This is a genomic window from Synechococcus sp. R55.7 (assembly GCF_047461955.1).
Lineage (GTDB): Bacteria > Cyanobacteriota > Cyanobacteriia > Thermostichales > Thermostichaceae > Thermostichus.
On sequence record NZ_JANSIC010000009.1, the window covers coordinates 1 to 17560 of the forward strand.

The window sequence follows — 17560 nt, forward strand, 5'->3', positions numbered from 1 at the left end:
TGCTCCAATTGCCCCTAGCTTAGGTCAACAACCCAGGGCCCAAGAGACGGGCCTGACGCTCTTCCAGTATGCGGCTTAAGGGGGGCCAGCGCTTCAGGTCGGGGTCTTGGACAATAAGCTGCTCTGCCGCCTGGCGGGCCAGCTGCAGCACCTCTTGATCCTCCATGAGACTGGCCAGGGCAAAATCGGGTAGCCCCGACTGGCGGGTGCCCATCACCTCCCCTGGGCCGCGGAAGCGCAGATCCATCTCGGCAATGAAAAACCCGTCGTGGGACTGCTCCAGCACCTTCAGCCGCCGCAGGGCCTCCTCGCTTTTGGATCCTGTCATCAGGATGCAGTAGGCCTGGTCAGATCCCCGCCCTACCCGCCCCCGCAGTTGGTGCAGTTGGGAGAGCCCAAAGCGCTCCGCATGCTCCACCAGCATCACCGAGGCATTGGGCACATCTACCCCCACCTCCACCACCGTGGTGGAAACCAGAATATCCAGCTCCCGACGGCGAAAGGCCGCAATGACAGCTTCCTTCTCGCTACTGGTCAAGCGCCCGTGCAGCAGGCCCACCCGAAATTGGGGGAAGACCTTTTCCTGCAGACGCTGGTGTTCCTCGATGGCAGATTTGAGATCCAGCTTCTCCGACTCTTCAATCAACGGCAGCACCACGTAGGCCTGCCGCCCTTGGGCAATTTCCCGCTCGATAAGCCGCATCACCTGCAGGCGATCCCCTGGCCGGGCCACCAGGGTGTGCACGGGCTTGCGCCCCGGCGGCAGCTCGTCAATTTGGGTAACATCCAGATCCCCATGCAGGGCCAGGGTGAGGGTGCGGGGGATGGGGGTGGCGGTCATAGTGAGAACATCGGGGTGATCCCCTTTCTGTTGCAGAGCGGCCCGCTGCTCCACGCCAAAGCGGTGCTGCTCGTCGATGACCACCAAGCCCAGGTTGCGAAACTGCACTGCCGGCTGGATGAGAGCATGGGTGCCCACCACCAAGGGCAATTCCCCGGTCTGCAACTGCCGCAGGATCTCCCGGCGCTTAGCAGGGGGCGTGGATCCAGTCAACAGTTCAACGGGCACCTGCAGCTGGCTGAGCCATTCCACCAACTTGCGGTAGTGTTGCTCGGCCAAAACCTCGGTGGGAGCCATGAGGGCCGCCTGCCAACCGGATTGAATGGCTGCCAGCACAGCTGCCACCGCCACCACGGTTTTGCCGGATCCCACATCCCCTTGGAGGAGGCGGTTCATGGGCAAGGGATCCCGCAGATCCGCTAGGATCTCGTCGATGGCCCGCTGCTGGGCAGCGGTAAGCTGAAAGGGCAGGATTTGGTAGAAGCGATCCAACAGCTCCCCTCTAGACGGCTGGTAACGAGGTATGGCCTGAGCTTGGGCACGATAGCGGTGTCGCCGCTGCAATAGGCTTAGTTGTAGGTAGAAAAACTCATCGAACACCAGCCGCCGCCGGGCCTGGGCCAGCAGCTCTCGGGTCTCAGGAAAGTGGATCTGCTGCAGGGCAACAGGCAAGTCCAAAAGCTGCAACTGCCGCTTGAGATCCGCCGGCAAGGGATCCTCCACCAAGGCCGCCGCCGGCAAAGCCAGTTGCACCGCCTTGCGCACCAGATCGGCGGGGATCCCTTCTGAGAGAGGGTAAACTGGCAAGATCTTGCCCAGCCTGTCCAGCTCCTCGCCCTCTCCCCCCAGCACCTCCAGTTGCGGGTTATCCAGCGTTAGGCCCAACCGGCCCTTTTTGACCAGGCCGCTGGCAGCCACCAGGGCCCCCTTGGGGTATTGCCGCTCCAGGGAAGCTTGCCAACTGCGCTGGGCAAACTGCCGCCCGCTGTAGAAGCGGCTGAGGGTAATTACACCACTTTTGTCGGCAATCTTTAGGTTGAAGATGGTCAGCGAGGGATTCTTAGGGCTGGTAAAGCAACTGCAACTTTTCACCGTCCCTACAAGGGTAACGGTCTCCCCCACCTTGGCTTGGCGGATGAGCACCCGCCGGGAATAGTCCAGGTAGTCGCGGGGGAAGTAGTAGAGGGCATCCCGCACGCTGTGTAGGCCCAGTTGTGCCAGTTTCTCCGCTGACTTGGGACCAATGCCTTTGAGAAACTGCAGCGGCTGCTCCAGGCTGAGGCCGGCGGGGAGAGATGGGGAAATCGTGCTCCGCCCTGCCTCTGGGGGGGTTGTTGCTACGCCTACGGCAGGGAAACCAGAGCGCTGTGGCAACGAGGCTGCAAACGAGCCAGGTTGGTGGGAACTCGGTCGGGACAGCTCTTGCTGACGTCGGACTCGCTCCAGCCAGCGGCGGGTTTCGGCCACCAGGTGCTGGCGTTCGGGCAGCTCCAGCTCGGAATACAGGGTATAGCGGGATCCCAGTTCTTTCCATCGCCGCCGGTCATCTCCATTCAGCACCCAGTCAGAGGGGGGATCCTGTCCGAACACGCTCCCCAAAAATTGGGAGAAGGTCTGCTCTCGCCCCCGCAGGTCGGTAAACCCCACCTCTGCTTCTAGGGAAAGGGCGCGCTGAAGCCGCTGTAGATCCACCTGGCTCAAGTTGCTTGGCTGCCGGGAGTGCTCCTTATCAATCCAACTTTAGCCAACAACGGCAGGACAACCGAAGGAGTGCAGCAGCGCAAGCCACACTTTCCATTCCTTGATAAAGAAAAAAGCCTGCCTTATTACTCCGCAACACTGTCGTGACGGGGCAGGCCGAAGGGATCCAGAGGCACTTTTTGGGAGATGCAGGAGCTTTAGCTGCGGGCCAGGGCGGATCCCAAAAGCAGAGCCATCACTGCCGGCACCAAGGCAATCGCCAGGATGGTGAAAACTTGTGCGTCCGTCATAACCAACTCCCTAACAGTGGAATTGCACAAAAGTCAGCCCCCTCACTCTACCGTAGCTTGAGGGGTAGCCTTGACACCGAGAAGAAAAGCTCAACATTCTTTACAAAGCAGCCCTTGCCCATCCCGCTTGACCGTGGCTCCCAGATCCTCTGCTTGGATCGATTGACATTCTCCCCACCCCTAAAGCAAGGGATTCTTTCTCAGTTTTGGGGTTTTACCCCAGGCAGAAAGGCCGGGGCCTGCGCTGCTGGTTTGCGGGTCATGCTACGATGTTGCTCCGCAACGCCGTCGCGACGGCGAAGCAGTTCTTGCCCATTCCTCCTGCGAAGTTCGGTCTTGGCGTCATCATGGTAGCTGCTCCACAAAGTCTGACCACCTCACGGGATAGCTTGGCCATCCTGGCGGAAACGGATCCCGTTGTTTACCGCCTGATCCAGCAAGAGCTCAACCGGCAGCGGGATCACCTGGAGATGATCGCCAGCGAGAACTTCACCTCTCCTGCCGTCTTGGCAGCCCAGGGCTCGGTGCTCACCAACAAGTATGCAGAAGGGCTGCCGGGCAAGCGCTACTACGGCGGCTGCGAGTTTATTGACGAGATTGAACAGCTGGCCATTGACCGGGCTAAGCAACTCTTCGGGGCAGCCCACGCCAATGTGCAGCCCCACTCGGGGGCGCAGGCCAATTTCGCTGTTTTCCTGGCCCTGCTGCAGCCAGGAGACACAATTATGGGCATGGATCTGGCCCACGGCGGCCACCTTACCCACGGCTCCCCGGTAAACGTCTCCGGCAAGTGGTTCCGCGTGGTGCACTACGGGGTGCATCCGCAGACGGAGCGGATTGATTTTGACCAAGTGCGGGATCTGGCCCTGCAGCACCGGCCCAAGCTGATCATCTGCGGCTACTCTGCCTATCCGCGGACAATTGACTTTGCCGCTTTCCGCGCCATTGCCGACGAGGTGGGGGCCTATCTTCTGGCCGACATTGCCCACATTGCCGGCTTGGTGGCCACTGGACATCACCCCAACCCCGTGCCCCTCTGCGATGTGGTGACCACCACTACCCACAAGACGCTGCGAGGGCCGCGCGGGGGACTCATTCTCACCCGCGACCCAGAATTGGGCAAAAAGCTGGATAAGGCAGTGTTCCCCGGCAGCCAGGGGGGGCCGCTGGAGCATGTTATTGCTGGCAAGGCGGTGGCCTTTGGAGAAGCCCTGCAGCCCGGCTTTGCCCAGTACTCGGCCCAAGTTATCGCCAATGCCCAAGCCCTGGCGGGATCCCTGCAACGGCGAGGCATTCGACTGGTTTCCGGGGGCACCGACAATCACCTGATGTTGCTGGATCTGCGCTCGGTTTCGGCGGTGCTGGAAAAAACTGGGGCGGCGGATCCGGTAATGACGGGCAAACGGGCGGATCGGCTGATGGGGGAGATCCACATCACCGCCAATAAGAACACCATTCCCTTCGACCCACAGCCGCCCTTTGTAGCTAGCGGCCTGCGTCTGGGATCCCCAGCCTTGACCACCCGCGGCTTGGGGCCAGTAGAATTTGAGGAAATTGGGGAGATCATCGCCGATTGTCTGTTTCAGCCTGAGGAGCCTGCTGTATTGGAAGAGTGTCGCCAGCGGGTGGCTCAGCTCTGTCGTCGTTTCCCCCTCTACCCCCACTTGGGATAACCGCAATCCTCGCCACGGCTTGCTATGCCCTACTTGGTTGCCTTTCTGGCTGCTGCCTGTGTGGTTCTGTGGGCAACCCCGGTGGTGAAGGCGGTCGGGATCCGCAGTGGCCAGTTGGACTTTCCCGACGAGCGCAAGATCCACCAGCAACCGATGGTGCGCCTGGGGGGGGTTTCCATCTTTTTTGGCAACTTGGTGGCCCTGCTGTTGCTCTGGGGAGCCGGAGCTTTTGGGGGCTTGCGCACCGAGCAGGAGTACGAGATTTGGGGGGTGACGATCGGTGGGGTTTTGTTTTTTTTGATTGGCCTGGCGGACGACCTGTTTCACCTGTCGCCTTTTTCCCGCTTGTTGATGCAATTCGGCGTGGCTGCTGCCGCTTGGGGAGTAGGGGTGCGCATTGAGTTCATCAGTCTGCCCGGGAGAGGGATCTGGCCCTTTCCGGTGTGGTTGAGCCTGCTGATTACCCTGTTCTGGCTGGTGGGGATGGCCAACGCCATCAACTTCATGGACGGGCTGGATGGGCTGGCGGCAGGGGTGTCGGGAATTGCGGCAGTGGTGATGCTGATCGTAACCCTGCTGCTGGATCGACCGGCGGCGGCCATGCTGGCGGCGGCTTTGGCGGGAGCTTGCCTAGGCTTTTTGCGCTACAACTTCAACCCAGCGCAGATCTTCATGGGGGATGGGGGGGCCTATTTTTTGGGCTTTACCCTGGCTGGGATCGGGGTGATCGGGGTGGCCAAGGGGGTGACCACGCTGGCAGTGGCTCTGCCTTTCTTTATCTTGGCGGTGCCGATCCTGGATATGTCCACCGTAATCCTCAAGCGGCTGGCCAGGGGGAAGTCGCCTTTCCATCCCGACAAAGGCCACTTGCACCACCGCTTGCTCAAAGCCGGCCTATCCCAGCGGCATTCGGTGCTGCTGATCTATGCCATGACCCTTTGGGGGGGATCCCTGGCCTTGGCCTTGGCGGGCTTGCCAGCAGGGGGCACCTACCTGGGCGGGGCCTCGCTGGTGTTGGCAGGGGTGGCTTGGGGGGCTTGGCAACGGCAACGAGCTTTGCCCTCGGAGGACAGGCCCGAACAGGAATATGTTGCTCCGCAATGCTGTTGCGACCAGGAATGTAAAGAAGATTGAGCTGGGCTTGTTCTCCATCGCTCGCCTGCCTAGACTGGAGGCGCTCTATATTTGTTGTTTTTTGTTTTGTTGTTTTTTGTTTAGCTCTGTGTTGCCTCATGCGCCCCACACCTGAGTTGGCAGCTCTCCTGCGCCGCACCGCGGATCGTATCCAATCCCAACACTGGGGCTTCTGGGACTGGGAGTACTGCTGGCGGGACAGCACCCGCTGCAATTGCGGCCTGTTGGTGCGAGAAGCCCTGGGCTGGGATCGGCAGCAACTCAGCCTGCGCATCCACCGCGGCACCTGGCGCTCCATCGCCCAAACCGCCTACCGAACTGTTGCCCTGGCCTTGAGGGATCCCTGGCAACTGGAGGGGCAGTGCGAGGCCACCGGCCTGCGGCTGGGGTATGTGTTCGAGAAAATGGCAGAGCTGGGGTTCGACCAACCGGAAGACTTTGCCGCCCTGGAGGAGCTGAGCGATCCCGTAATTCTGGCCCGCCTGGCGGAAAAAGGTGTGGAGCCAGCACAGCGCGACCAGGCGATCCATGTGGCGCTTTACATGCGGGAACTGGCGGACTGGATTGACGAACAACTGCAGGCGCAGGCTCAGATCAGCCGCTTGAGCCAACCTTTGCCCAAAACACCAGGGATCCTCGTCCAACAGTCGGTGCACCTTACTTGAGGAACTCAGTTGCCTTCCTCTACCATCACCACATGGGCAGGGATCCCAGGGGGAAGAGCCTTGCAGCCGGACAAAAAGGCCAGCTCGATTAAGAAGGCAAATCCCCCCACCTCAGCGCCGCTCTGGGCCACCAATTGGGCGGTGGCAGCGGCTGTACCCCCGGTGGCAATGACATCATCCACGATCAACACCCGCTCTCCAGGCCGCAGGGCGTGGGCGTGCAGTTGGAGCTGGTCTTGGCCGTATTCCAGGCTGTAAGTCTGGCTGAGCACCGGCGGCGGCAGTTTGCCTGGCTTGCGAACCGGGACAAAGCCCAAGCCCAGGTGTTGTGCCAAAGCAGCCCCTAAAATGAACCCCCGCGACTCGATGCCGACCACATAATCTAGGGATCCCATGCCGGTGGTGCCGGCGGCCAACTGTTCAATAGCCGCCCGGAAGCCTGCCGGATCCTGCAGCAGGGGGGTCATATCCCGAAAGAGGATGCCGGGTCTGGGAAAATCGGGCACCAAGCGAATGAGGGCTCGCAGATCCATCCTGTTTTCCTCGCTGGCCAGTGGCTTGCTGTTCGCGTTAGCGGGACGGAGTCCTCAAAGGACGCTCCAAGCAACCCATCATACTCGGTTAGCTAATGGGCAGATGGGATCCCTTTTGGTCAGTCGAGCAACGGGGAAGATTTTCTATAATTGGCAAGGCTAGGGGCCGCGGCTCACCTGGTCACCCATCTGTGAACTCGGAGACTTCTCATGCGTTATTACATGGCCATCGACTCCAATCCCCTGGCAAGTTTGCCGCTGGCTCTGTTTGGGGTGAGTAGCGAGTCGGCCTATGTCGATCTGCTGCAAGACAAGCTCATTGTGCGGGCGGGCAGCCTGTTCAACGAGACGTTCTCCCTGAGCGAGTTGGGACAAGGGGAGCGCTTCCCCTGGCCCTGGTACTACGGGGTGGGCGTGCGCACCGATTTTCAGGGGATCGTTGGCCCGGTCACCAGCACCCAAGGGGTAATTGCCATTCCACTGGTGCAGGAAAAGCCTCTTTTTATTCCGTTGCTGGGGCCGGTGGGGCTGCAAGTGCCCTGCAAAAAGCTGGTCTTCAGCCTCAAAGATCCAGACACCTTCCTGGCCAACTTCAATCAGGGTCGCCCAGAGGTGAACGCCGGCCCGAAGAGTGTGGTGATTGAGTAGATGGGGATCCCTGTGAAACCTGAGAGACGGCGGCCTGTCAAGAGCCTACAGAGATCCCCCAGGGGTTGGGGTGACAGGCCCAGAAGCAACGCGGCTTATGCGACGCAAGCCCGGCAAGCCGGCATCCACCACCACCACACTGCCATCCGCTAAGACTGCCAAGCCGGCAGGTTGATCGAACCGGGCCACCGAGGTGGGGCCATCCTGCCAGCCGGGCTGATTCTGTCCGGCCAAGGTGGAAACTTGTCCCCCAGGCTGAAGACGACGAATGCGATGGTTATCTCGGTCGGCCACCCAGAGGTTGCCTGCCGCATCGAAGGCCAGCCCCCCCAGGGCTTGAAAACGGGCCTCTGCCAGGGGGCCATCCCGATAGCCTGGCTCTGCCCCGGAGAGGGTGGTCACTCGTCCGCCAGCAGAGAGCCGGCGCAGGCGATGTCCATCGGCAATCCAGAGGTTCCCCTCCTTATCCACCGCCAGAGCCGTGGGCTGCAGGAGCTGGGCCTGTTCTGCTGGGCCATCGACGGATCCCGGCTGGCCGGTGCCGGCAACCGTGGTCACTTCACCTGCAGGGGTGATGCGGCGGATGCGGCGATTGGCGCGGTCGGCAACGTAGAGGCTGCCATCTGAACCCAAAGCCAGCCCAGATGGCTCCCGGAACTGAGCTCGGTCAAGCCCCCCATCTCGGTATCCGGCTATACAAGTGCCGGCAAAGGTGCTCACCTGTCGTTGCAGGTTGATATAGCGCAGGCAATGGTTGCCGCTGTCGGCCACCCACAATCCCCCCTTGGGATCCCAGAGCAGCCCCTGTGGGGAGTCAAACTGAGCTTGATTGGCTGCTCCGTCGCGGCGGCCTGCTTGGCCTGTGCCGGCCCAAACTTCCAATTCCCCCTCTGGAGACAGCCGGAAGATGCGGTGCTGGGCTCTATCGGCTAAATAGAAGGCTCCTTCAGGATCCACAGCAATGCCGCTGATTTGCTGCAGGTAGATCCTGGACTCGGTGCCGGTGTTATCAGGGGCGTTGCCGACAGGAGCTGCCGCGGGCGAGGTGCGGCCATCCAGCAAAGTTTCCACCACCCAGGCCGATGCTGCCGGAGCAGTGGGGGTGGGAGAGGGGCTGGGGGAAGGAGTAGCGGCAGGCCAATCGTAGACCAGAGTGCCCAACCCTTGCCCGGAAGCATCCGCAACAGCAACCCAAACTGAGCCGGAAAGAGAAGAAGGCGGCATCACCACCAAACGGTCACCGCTGCGGGAGCGAATTTCCCCCCTCAGGATGCGCTCGGGATTGGCTGCTGCAGCAAAGAGAACTGTTTCCACCCGCTCCAAATTTTCCCCTGAGAGCAGCAACGGCTGGCCAAGGGTGGGCGCTGCCGAGCTGGTGTGCAGCAGCGGTACCCCCACCTCAGAGAGCACCAACATAGAAAGGCGGCGCTGGCGCTCTGTGTCTTGGGGAGGACGATTGACACTGCCAGAACTCCCAGAGCGGGCAGAAAGGGTCAGGGATCCCTTCCCTTGCGCCAGAGTGGTGGATCCCCGATAGGCGATGGCGCTGAGCTCCGCTTCCCCGGCGGGAGGATTGGTGAAGGTGAAAGTGGCCGGTTGCCCCGGGCGCAGAGGGGCAGTGGCGGTTTGGCGATAAGTGCCCAGGGTAATGCTCAGGTCGATCCCTTCCACCCCCGGCCAGGTGGGAGTGCGAGCCAGCCAGCGATCCACCTCTGAGGCCGGTAGCTGGGCCACCAGATCGGATCCCTGTTCCTGGAGCAGCAGAACGATGCGGTTGCTGGGCACCGACAAGCCGGACTGGCGGGCTTGCTCGAAAGTCAGAGAAAGCGGGGAGGGAGGGAGAGGAGTTGGAGTTAAAACCGGCTGTAGGGCCGCAGGGGGAACAACGCTGGGAGACAGACTAGAAGAAGAAAGCTCGCCACAGCCCGAGAGAGCCAGCACCAAGGCACTCAGCGCAGGCCAAGATAGCGGTCTCAGGGAAACCCGTCGTGGCATGACGCAGCTCATCCTCTCCCACAGGCTGGGAAATGGCGGGAACCCAAACCCCCATGTTTATCTTCATCAGCGTACAAACCGGCGAAAATTGCCCACAACCCTCTCTGCCGCAGGAGCCACCTCGACCAATGCCTTGGCCCCTGAACCGAATTCCTATTCATGACCAACCATCCTCACCCGCAGGTGAGTCGCACTCCTCACTCCATCTATCCTTACTCAAATCCCCACCGAAAGACCAGATAGCAGTTTCAGCGGCCAGGAAATCATCCAGGCCATAGCGGTAGCGCTGTAAGTCGATGCTGCCCGCGTTCGCCCGGTTCGGCTATAGAGTGGGGACAGGCCACTCTCGCGGATGAATCAAGTAGACGGTACCCCCGGAGTGCTCCAGCCACAACGACTCTAGCTGTTCGCGGCGGTAGGTACGGCGAACCTCTTCGTTGGTTTTGGCCGCCGGATCGTGGACGATGGGATCCCCGTGGCTAAACTGCTCCGCACCGCTGCCGCGAGCAAACCCCACCAGCACCGCCAGATGGCCGTTGCTTCTGGGAATTGGCGCCCCTTCCAGTTCTCCCTCACCCCAAGCATAGCTGAGGATCACCGGAACCCCTGCCGCGATCCAGGCTTCTGCTTGGGCCAAGCTCTCCAGCCGCGCCACCACGCCGGACAAACCTTGCTCGGCAGCATGGGCGACGTTGAAAGCCCAGTTGCCATGGCCCTGGTAAACCCGGTCATACACACCGGCCACTGCTGCGCGCACCAACACCTCACAGGGGCGGGGATCCCGCTTCCAGTAGGCCATCACCATCGCCAAAGAGGTGGGGCTACACCAGACCTCTCCCCCATCGGGGTACACCATCTGGGAGCACCAAGGCAGATCCAAGATTTTGCCCCAGCGGCTGGGATCCCCAGGGGATAGGCGGCTGGGCCTGACCGGCTCGTTGGAAATGGCAACTGCCACCTGATCCACAACGGCAGAACGGCCTGGCTCTTGCGTGAACAGGCGCACCCTGACCTGGAAGGCTTCTGCTCCGTTGAGGGTATCCTTGAGCACCAGCAAGTCCGTGTACAGGTTGCCATCCTCATCCCCTTGTCCTTGCACTGAGTGGCTGGCCAGAGTCAAGGGATCCGCAGCCCATACCCCGCCGTGATACCACTTTGTCCAGCGGTCTGAAAGCTTGGCCCGAATCCACAGTTCCAACCAGGTGCCGGGGGGCGTGGTGGCATTCCAGGAAGCGATTGCCCCGACCATAGGGAAGCTGGTGGGGACTGCTGGGCTAGTGGCTTCTCCCACCCAGTAGGGGCCAAGGGGATAGAAAGGGCGCCCCCGATCGCGTAAGCGGGACGGAGTCCTTAGCGCCACCTCAGGCTCTTCAAGGCTGACTTCTTGCCGCAAACCCTCTGGATCCAAGACCAATTGCCCTCGGGCGTTCAGGCGGATCCCTTGGGTTGACCAGTCCTGAAACCCCTGAGCTTCTCCCGCCCGCCAGCGCTGAAACCCGGTGCGATAGGTGAAGTGGGTCTGGGCTTGCATCGTCAAGAGTCCTGGAAAAGTTGGAACAGGCTGGGCCAACGCGGGCAACCCCAGCAAGAGCAGCACAACCCCGCTGACCAGCCCAGGCAGCCCCTGCCGTTCGCGTAAGCGGGACGGAGTCCTTTAGCCACTGCCTTCTGCGAGCATTGTCCGCCTGCCCCCACTAATAGCGCGACACCGCCGGATGTCCACCAATGTACCAGCGCCAGGGGATCTCGGCTCCTTGGGTGATGCCGATGCGGGTGGTTTGGACGATGGACAACTGCGTTTGCCAAGAGGGGGATCCCTCCAGCCAAATGCCTTCCTGGCCGGCTTCCGCCCGCTCTAGCCGCCAGCCGTTGTGGGATCCGTCGATGCGCAGTGCTTGACAGAGCAGGCCCGGCCCCGCCGCCGCCCGTGCTGGCTGATTCTGTTTGTTGGCCGGGATCCAGTCTGGCAGGCGATCCAACTGAGCTGCCCGGATCAGAACCGCCGCCGGGATCCCTTCTGGCTCGGTAACGATATTTAGACAGTGGTAGAGGCCGTAGATGCGATAGATGTAGAGATGCCCTGGCGGGCCAAACATGACCTGGTTGCGTTGGGTCTTGCGGCGGTAGGCATGGCAGGCCGGATCCCCAGCCGTGTAGGCCTCCGTCTCTACGATCTGGGCCCGCACCTGCAGCCCATCGGCAAATTGCCGCACCAGAACCATGCCCAGCAAGGCAGGTGCCACCAGCGGGGCCGGCTGGCTCAACCACTCCACAGCGTCCACGGCAGGCTTGGCAGCCCTCAGCCCCCAGCAACGGCAGGGACGATGCTCACCTCATCCCCATCTTGCAGAGGGGTGTCACATCCCTTGAGGAAGCGAATGTCTTCGCTGTTCACATAAAAGTTGACGAAGCGGCGCAATTCCCCCTTCTCATCGCACAGCCGCGCCTTAATCCCCGGACAGCGTTGTTCCAAAGCATCCAACAATTCGCGGATGGTGGATCCCTCGCAATTCACCACCCCCTGATCCTGGGTGAGCGCCCGCAGCGTGTTGGGAATCAGCACCTTGACTGCCATAGCCCAATGCCTCGTCCATTAACCAACATCAAAAAACTAGGGTAGCAGCACCCCATCGATGCCGTGAATCACGCCGTTGGAAACTGGAATATCCGCCAGGTTCACGTTAGCCCCGTTGACCCGGATGCTGCCATCGGATCCCACCTGCACCTGCAGCGGCAGCCCTGCCAAGGTGGTCAGAGTGGTCGATTGGCCGGGCCGCAGGTCAAACGAGGTAATCCGCCCCGGCACCACATGATACGTGAGAATGCGGGTGAGCTGAGCCCGGCTGGCCGGCTGCAACAGCGTCTCCACCGTACCCGGCGGCAGTTGCCCAAAGGCCACATCGGAAGGGGCAAAGACCGTGAACGGCCCCGGCCCTGCCAACGCCGTATTCAGGCCCGTCGCCCGCAAAGCTGCCGCCAGCGTCGAGTAGCTGCTGGGCAAAGTTTCCAGCTCAACGGCAATGGTGTTTAGCCCTTGAGGCTGGGCCGCAGGAGCAAAGACAAGCGGGGCCACTACAGCCGCCAACGGGATCCAACGGCGAACAAGGCGTTGAACAGAAGGAAAGATAGGCATCGTGCAAAGCTCCTGAGCCAATAGGTCTACGCCAGGGATCTTAACAGTTCTTCATTAAGATTCTGTTAAGAGGCAATGGAGAGGGTCTTCCCTGCAAACCGAGTTCATACTGATGCCTCCTGCCAGTCCAGCCGCTCCAGGGTGCGGGCCCGCTCCAAAGCCTGTTCAAAGCTCTCCAGCCTGGGCGAGATCACCAGCGGATGGCCTACGTGGGCTTGAACCGCCTCCTGGGTCTTCAGACCGTTGCCAGTAATGTAGGCTACTGTAACCGCCTCGGGATCAAGTTGGCCGGACTCTGCTAGGCGTTTGAGCACGGCAATGGTGGTGCCGCCGGCAGTCTCGGTGAAGATGCCTTCGGTCTCGGCCAGGAGCTTAATGCCGGCGATGATCTCGGGATCCGTGGCCGTTGCGATCTGCCCACCGGTTCTGCGGGCAATGTCCAGGGCGTAGATCCCGTCGGCAGGGTTGCCGATGGCGATGGATTTGGCGATGGTATTGGGCTTAACCGGAGTGACAAAATCCCGTCCCTCGCGGAAGGCCTGGGCAATGGGCGAACATCCCTGCGCCTGGGCGCCGTGGAAGGTGACCGGCTTATCCGCCACCAGCCCCACCTTCACAAACTCCTGGAAGCCTTTATAAACCTTGGTGTACAGGGATCCCGAGGCCAGCGGGATCACTACCTGATCCGGCAGTTGCCAACCCAATTGCTCCGCCACCTCATAGGCCAGGGTTTTGGAGCCTTCTGAGTAGTAGGGGCGCAGGTTGATGTTGACGAAGCCCCAGCCGTAGCGATCCGCCACCTCGGCGCAGAGGCGGTTCACCTGGTCGTAGTTGCCCTCTACAGCCATAACGGTGGGGTTGTAAATCAGGGATCCCAGCACTTTGCCCGCTTCTAAGTCCGCCGGGATGAAGATGGTGCAGTCCAAGCCGGCGTGGGCGGCAATGGCAGCCGTGGAGTTGGCCAAGTTGCCCGTGCTGGCGCAAGAGACGGTGGTAAAGCCCAGCTCCTTGGCACGGGTCAGCGCCACCGACACCACCCGATCCTTGAAGCTGAGGGTGGGCATGTTGACGGCATCGTTCTTGATGTAAAGATTTTTCAATCCCAGCCGCCGACCCAGCCGCTCCGCCTTAACCAGCGGGGTCATGCCGGTGCCCACATCAATGGGCTTCTCAGAAGTCACCGGCAGAAAAGGCCGATAGCGCCAGATGGAATGCGGCCCGGCCTGGATGCTCTGACGGCTAACCGTGCGCTTCAGCCAGTCGTAGTCATAAGCCACTTCGAGGGGGCCGAAACACAGCTCACAAACATGCTTGGCGACCGGCTCATACTCGGCGCCACACTCCCGACAGCGCAAACGGCTGAAGCCCACCTTGGAGCTGTGCAAGGCAGAGGCCAACGGGGAATCGGCAGGGCTGAGCGGGCGTTCGGAAAGAGTTTGGGACATGGGCAGCCTCAAGGTGAAGGAAAGGGTGGGCGCTGGATTGAACTTACCTATCGTTGGGGGGAATCTTATCACCCGCAATCTGCCGCGTCAACTAAACCCGACTAAAATAGTCTGGATTAGATCCGGTTGAGGATAATGGAATCGGTGCTTGGCTCTCTCAGGCGGGCTGTCTGGTGTTTGTATGAGCCGCAACATCCCTTGGGCGACTCTGCCCTTTCCTCTGGGATCCCCTGCTATCGGCAGCCTTGGGGGAGCTGATCCCAGCGCCCTGAGGTCTCTTCAACTCTTCAATCAGGTGACTTAGGCTGGGAACTGAGCCTCTACCCAACTTTATTTCCCAGGGCAACAGAAAACTTTCCCTACTGCTCTGCCTGCCTCAGGCCGGTCGCAAATAACCCTATCCGTTGCCGCCATCGCTAAGCTGGATAAGCGAGCTGAAATAACCTGAAAATTAAAAGACCGGGGATCCCGGCTATTCATTTTGGAATTGCCACCCTATGCTCAGAGTTGGACGGGACAGCATTGATTTTCTCGATCACTACGATGTGGTGGTGGTCGGCGGGGGGCACTCCGGCTGTGAGGCAGCATTGGCGGCAGCGCGGCTGGGCTGTAACACCCTCATGCTGACATTGAATCTGGACAAGATCGCCTGGCAACCCTGTAACCCTGCCGTCGGCGGCCCGGCCAAATCGCAACTGGTACACGAAATCGATGCCCTCGGCGGCGAGATGGGCAAAGTTACCGACCGCACCTATTTACAGAAGCGGGTGCTCAACCGCTCGCGGGGGCCGGCGGTGTGGGCGCTGCGGGCACAAACCGACAAAAGGGAATATGCGCGGGTGATGCGCTCGGTGGTGGAAAACCAGCCCAACCTGACGATTCGCGAGGGCACTGTCACCGATTTGGTGTTGGGGCGCAACGACGAGGTGGTGGGCGTGGTCACCCATTTCGGCACCATCTTCGGCTGTCGGGCGGTGATCCTGACCACCGGCACGTTTTTGGGGGGGCGCATCTGGATTGGTCGCCACTGGCAAGCTGCCGGACGGGCAGGGGAATTTGCCGTGGAAGGGCTGACCGACACCCTGCGCCAACTGGGCTTTGAAACGGGCCGGCTGAAAACCGGCACCCCTGCCCGCGTGGATCGGCGCAGCGTGGATTTTTCGGTCATGGAGCGGCAACCGGGGGATCCCGATGTGCGCTGGTTTAGCTTCGACCCCGAAGTGTGGGTGCCACGGGAGCAGATGGATTGCTACTTGACCCGCACCACCCCAGAGACCCACCGCATCATCCGGGAAAATCTCCACGAAACCCCTGTCTATGGCGGCTGGGTGGAGGCCAAAGGGCCCCGCTACTGCCCCAGCATCGAAGACAAGATTGTCCGCTTTGCCGACAAGGAAAGCCATCAGATTTTTATTGAGCCGGAAGGGCGGGATCTGCCGGAGCTCTACATCCAGGGGTTCTCCACGGGGATGCCTGAGAAAATCCAGATCCAGATGTTGCGCTCCTTGCCTGGCCTGGAGCGGTGCGTCATGCTGCGGCCTGCCTATGCGGTGGAATACGACTATCTGCCGGCCACCCAGCTCTACCCCACTCTGATGACCAAAAAGGTGCAGGGGTTGTTTTGCGCCGGCCAGATCAACGGCACCACCGGCTACGAAGAGGCGGCAGCTCAGGGGCTCATAGCCGGGATCAACGCCGCCCGCCTGGTTCAAGGCAAGCCCCTGGTCACCCTGCCGCGGGAGTCCAGCTACATCGGCACCCTCATCGACGATCTCTGCACCAAAGAACTGCGGGAGCCCTACCGCATGCTCACCAGCCGCTCCGAATACCGCCTCATCCTGCGCTCCGACAATGCCGACCAACGGCTCACCCCCCTGGGGCGAGAATGGGGCTTGATCGATGACCGGCGCTGGGCCCTGTTCCAAGCCAAGCAAGCGCGCATTGCCGCAGAAATCGAGCGCCTGGAAACGCAGCGGGTGAAGGCCCACGACCTGGCCGGCATCCAACTAAGCCAACTGACGGGGCAGGGGATCAAGGGATCCGCCACCCTGGCCGAGATCTTGCGCCGCAACCAGATTCACTACTCCGATCTCCTGGAACTGGGGCTGGGGGATGCGGAGCTGGATCCCTTTGAGCAGGAGGCGGCAGAGATTGCCGTCAAATACAGCGGCTACATCCAGCGGCAGCAGAGCCAAATTGAGCAGGTGAGCAAGCAGTACCATCGCCCCTTGCCTCCTGACCTCGACTACCAGGCCATCCCCACCCTATCCAAAGAGTCGCGGGATAAGCTCTCGGCGGTGCGCCCGCTAACCGTGGGCCAGGCAGCCCGCATTGGCGGTGTCAACCCCGCCGACATCAATGCCCTGCTGATCTACCTGGAAGTGAGGCAACGTCAGAGGACGGCTGCGGCAGATCCCGTCTGTTCTTCTGTATGAGCTCCGCCCCCACCCAGGTAGAGGGAAGGGATCCCTTCTAGGGGCATGCGCGAGGCTACCCCCAGCTCCAGCGGCGAGACCTCCCCTCTCAGCCAATGGCAGAGACCAGCCGCCCCGATCATGGCCGCATTGTCGGTGCAGAGGGCTAGCGGCGGGATCACCACCCGCAACCCCCTTTGCCGGGCTGCTTCTGTGAGGCGGGCCCTCAGCTCCCGATTGGCAGCTACCCCTCCCGTCAGCAGCAGCGTCGAGAGGCCCAGCGCCTCGGCACAGGCCACCGCTTTTTGGGCAAGTGCACCGGTCAGGCGGGCTTGAAAGCTGGCGGCAATATCGGCAATGGGCAACTCCTGGCCTTGCTGCTGCAACTGCTGGACTAGGCGCAACACCGCCGTTTTTAGGCCGCTGAAGCTTGTGTCGTAGGGATGCTCCACTTTGCCCTCGGGCAGGGGAAAGCGCTGCGGATCCCCCTGCTGGGCCCAACGGTCGATCTGCGGCCCCCCCGGGTAGCCCAGCCCCAACAGCCGCGCCACCTTATCAAATGCCTCGCCGGCAGCATCGTCGCGGGTGCGGCCCACCGTCTGGTAGTCCCCGTAGTCCTTCATCCAAATCAGGCTGGTATGGCCTCCCGATACCAAAAGGCATAGGCAGGGGGGGCGCAAATCGGGCTCTGCCAAGAAGCCGCTGAAGAGATGGCCCTCCAGATGATGCACCCCGATCAGGGGCTTGTCGTAAAGCAAAGCCAGGGTCTTGGCCCCCATCAGCCCCACCAGCAGGGATCCCACCAGGCCCGGCGCACAGGTTACGGCAATGGCATCTACCTCGGCCACCTCCAATCCTGCCTGTTGCAGAGCAGCCTCTAGCACAAAGGGCAGAGTTTCCACATGCTGACGAGAGGCCACCTCCGGCACCACCCCCCCGTAAGCAGCATGAAGGTCGATTTGGCTGGCCACCACGGAGCTGAGCTGCCGTGGGGCAAACCCCGGCCAGGCTGCATCCGCCGCCACCACAGCCACAGCCGTTTCGTCACAACTGGTTTCGATGGCAAGGACGCGGGGCATGGGAGAGCA

At 61.4% G+C, this 17560-nt stretch carries 15 protein-coding genes; 5 read left to right on the forward strand and 10 right to left on the reverse strand.

The window, feature by feature from the left end; genetic code table 11:
• Positions 1-19 precede the first annotated feature (19 nt).
• Both recG and psaM read right to left on the reverse strand, forming a co-directional pair.
• Complete coding sequence (gene recG / locus NW820_RS01130) at positions 20-2533, reverse strand: ATP-dependent DNA helicase RecG (RefSeq protein ID WP_414406461.1); 2514 nt, start codon at positions 2531-2533, stop codon at positions 20-22.
• Between the two features lie 206 nt (positions 2534-2739).
• A complete protein-coding gene (gene psaM, locus NW820_RS01135) occupies positions 2740-2832 on the reverse strand; it encodes a photosystem I reaction center subunit XII (protein ID WP_011434349.1) in 93 nt (30 codons plus the stop codon).
• Between the two features lie 347 nt (positions 2833-3179).
• Here psaM and glyA point away from each other — a divergent pair, with 347 nt between their 5' ends.
• The 3 genes from glyA to NW820_RS01150 all read left to right on the forward strand — a co-directional run bounded on the left by glyA (position 3180) and on the right by NW820_RS01150 (position 6304).
• Positions 3180-4505: a serine hydroxymethyltransferase gene (glyA, locus tag NW820_RS01140; RefSeq protein WP_414406462.1), complete on the forward strand. Its 1326-nt coding sequence runs from the start codon at positions 3180-3182 to the stop codon at positions 4503-4505.
• 24 nt (positions 4506-4529) lie between these two features.
• Entirely contained in the window at positions 4530-5639 is a 1110-nt protein-coding gene (locus NW820_RS01145; RefSeq protein WP_414406452.1) for a glycosyltransferase family 4 protein, read from the forward strand.
• Positions 5640-5737: 98 nt separating this feature from the next.
• The gene (locus NW820_RS01150) at positions 5738-6304 is read left to right on the forward strand and encodes a hypothetical protein (protein WP_148202776.1); all 567 of its coding nucleotides are present in this window, start codon (positions 5738-5740) and stop codon (positions 6302-6304) included.
• Positions 6305-6309: 5 nt separating this feature from the next.
• Here NW820_RS01150 and NW820_RS01155 read toward each other — a convergent pair whose 3' ends face one another.
• Complete coding sequence (locus NW820_RS01155; RefSeq protein ID WP_011434353.1) at positions 6310-6837, reverse strand: adenine phosphoribosyltransferase; 528 nt, start codon at positions 6835-6837, stop codon at positions 6310-6312.
• 210 nt (positions 6838-7047) lie between these two features.
• Between NW820_RS01155 and NW820_RS01160 the strand changes: the two genes are divergently transcribed.
• Positions 7048-7485 carry a hypothetical protein gene (locus NW820_RS01160; protein ID WP_414406453.1) on the forward strand — a complete coding sequence of 146 codons (438 nt, stop codon included), beginning with the start codon at positions 7048-7050 and terminating at the stop codon, positions 7483-7485.
• 45 nt (positions 7486-7530) lie between these two features.
• Here NW820_RS01160 and NW820_RS01165 read toward each other — a convergent pair whose 3' ends face one another.
• The 6 genes from NW820_RS01165 to thrC all read right to left on the reverse strand — a co-directional run bounded on the left by NW820_RS01165 (position 7531) and on the right by thrC (position 14058).
• A complete protein-coding gene (locus NW820_RS01165) occupies positions 7531-9480 on the reverse strand; it encodes an NHL repeat-containing protein (RefSeq protein ID WP_414406454.1) in 1950 nt (649 codons plus the stop codon).
• A 322-nt stretch (positions 9481-9802) separates the two neighbouring features.
• Complete coding sequence (locus NW820_RS01170; protein ID WP_414406455.1) at positions 9803-11011, reverse strand: peptidase C39 family protein; 1209 nt, start codon at positions 11009-11011, stop codon at positions 9803-9805.
• A 163-nt stretch (positions 11012-11174) separates the two neighbouring features.
• Entirely contained in the window at positions 11175-11753 is a 579-nt protein-coding gene (locus NW820_RS01175; RefSeq protein WP_011434357.1) for a DNA-3-methyladenine glycosylase, read from the reverse strand.
• A gap of 26 nt (positions 11754-11779) precedes the next feature.
• A complete protein-coding gene (locus tag NW820_RS01180) occupies positions 11780-12055 on the reverse strand; it encodes a ubiquitin-like small modifier protein 1 (RefSeq protein ID WP_011434358.1) in 276 nt (91 codons plus the stop codon).
• Between the two features lie 36 nt (positions 12056-12091).
• Positions 12092-12613 (reverse strand): fasciclin domain-containing protein, encoded by a 522-nt coding sequence (locus NW820_RS01185; protein ID WP_011434359.1) that lies wholly within the window; start codon positions 12611-12613, stop codon positions 12092-12094.
• Between the two features lie 104 nt (positions 12614-12717).
• Positions 12718-14058, reverse strand: a complete 1341-nt coding sequence (thrC, locus tag NW820_RS01190) for a threonine synthase (RefSeq protein WP_414406456.1) — start codon at positions 14056-14058, stop codon at positions 12718-12720.
• A 497-nt stretch (positions 14059-14555) separates the two neighbouring features.
• Here thrC and mnmG point away from each other — a divergent pair, with 497 nt between their 5' ends.
• Positions 14556-16493, forward strand: a complete 1938-nt coding sequence (gene mnmG / locus NW820_RS01195) for a tRNA uridine-5-carboxymethylaminomethyl(34) synthesis enzyme MnmG (RefSeq protein ID WP_414406457.1) — start codon at positions 14556-14558, stop codon at positions 16491-16493.
• Here the strand turns inward: mnmG and tsaD are convergent.
• Positions 16451-17551, reverse strand: coding sequence for a tRNA (adenosine(37)-N6)-threonylcarbamoyltransferase complex transferase subunit TsaD (tsaD, locus tag NW820_RS01200; RefSeq protein WP_414406463.1), 1101 nt, complete (start codon positions 17549-17551; stop codon positions 16451-16453). The genes mnmG and tsaD overlap by 43 nt on opposite strands.
• Positions 17552-17560 lie beyond the last annotated feature (9 nt).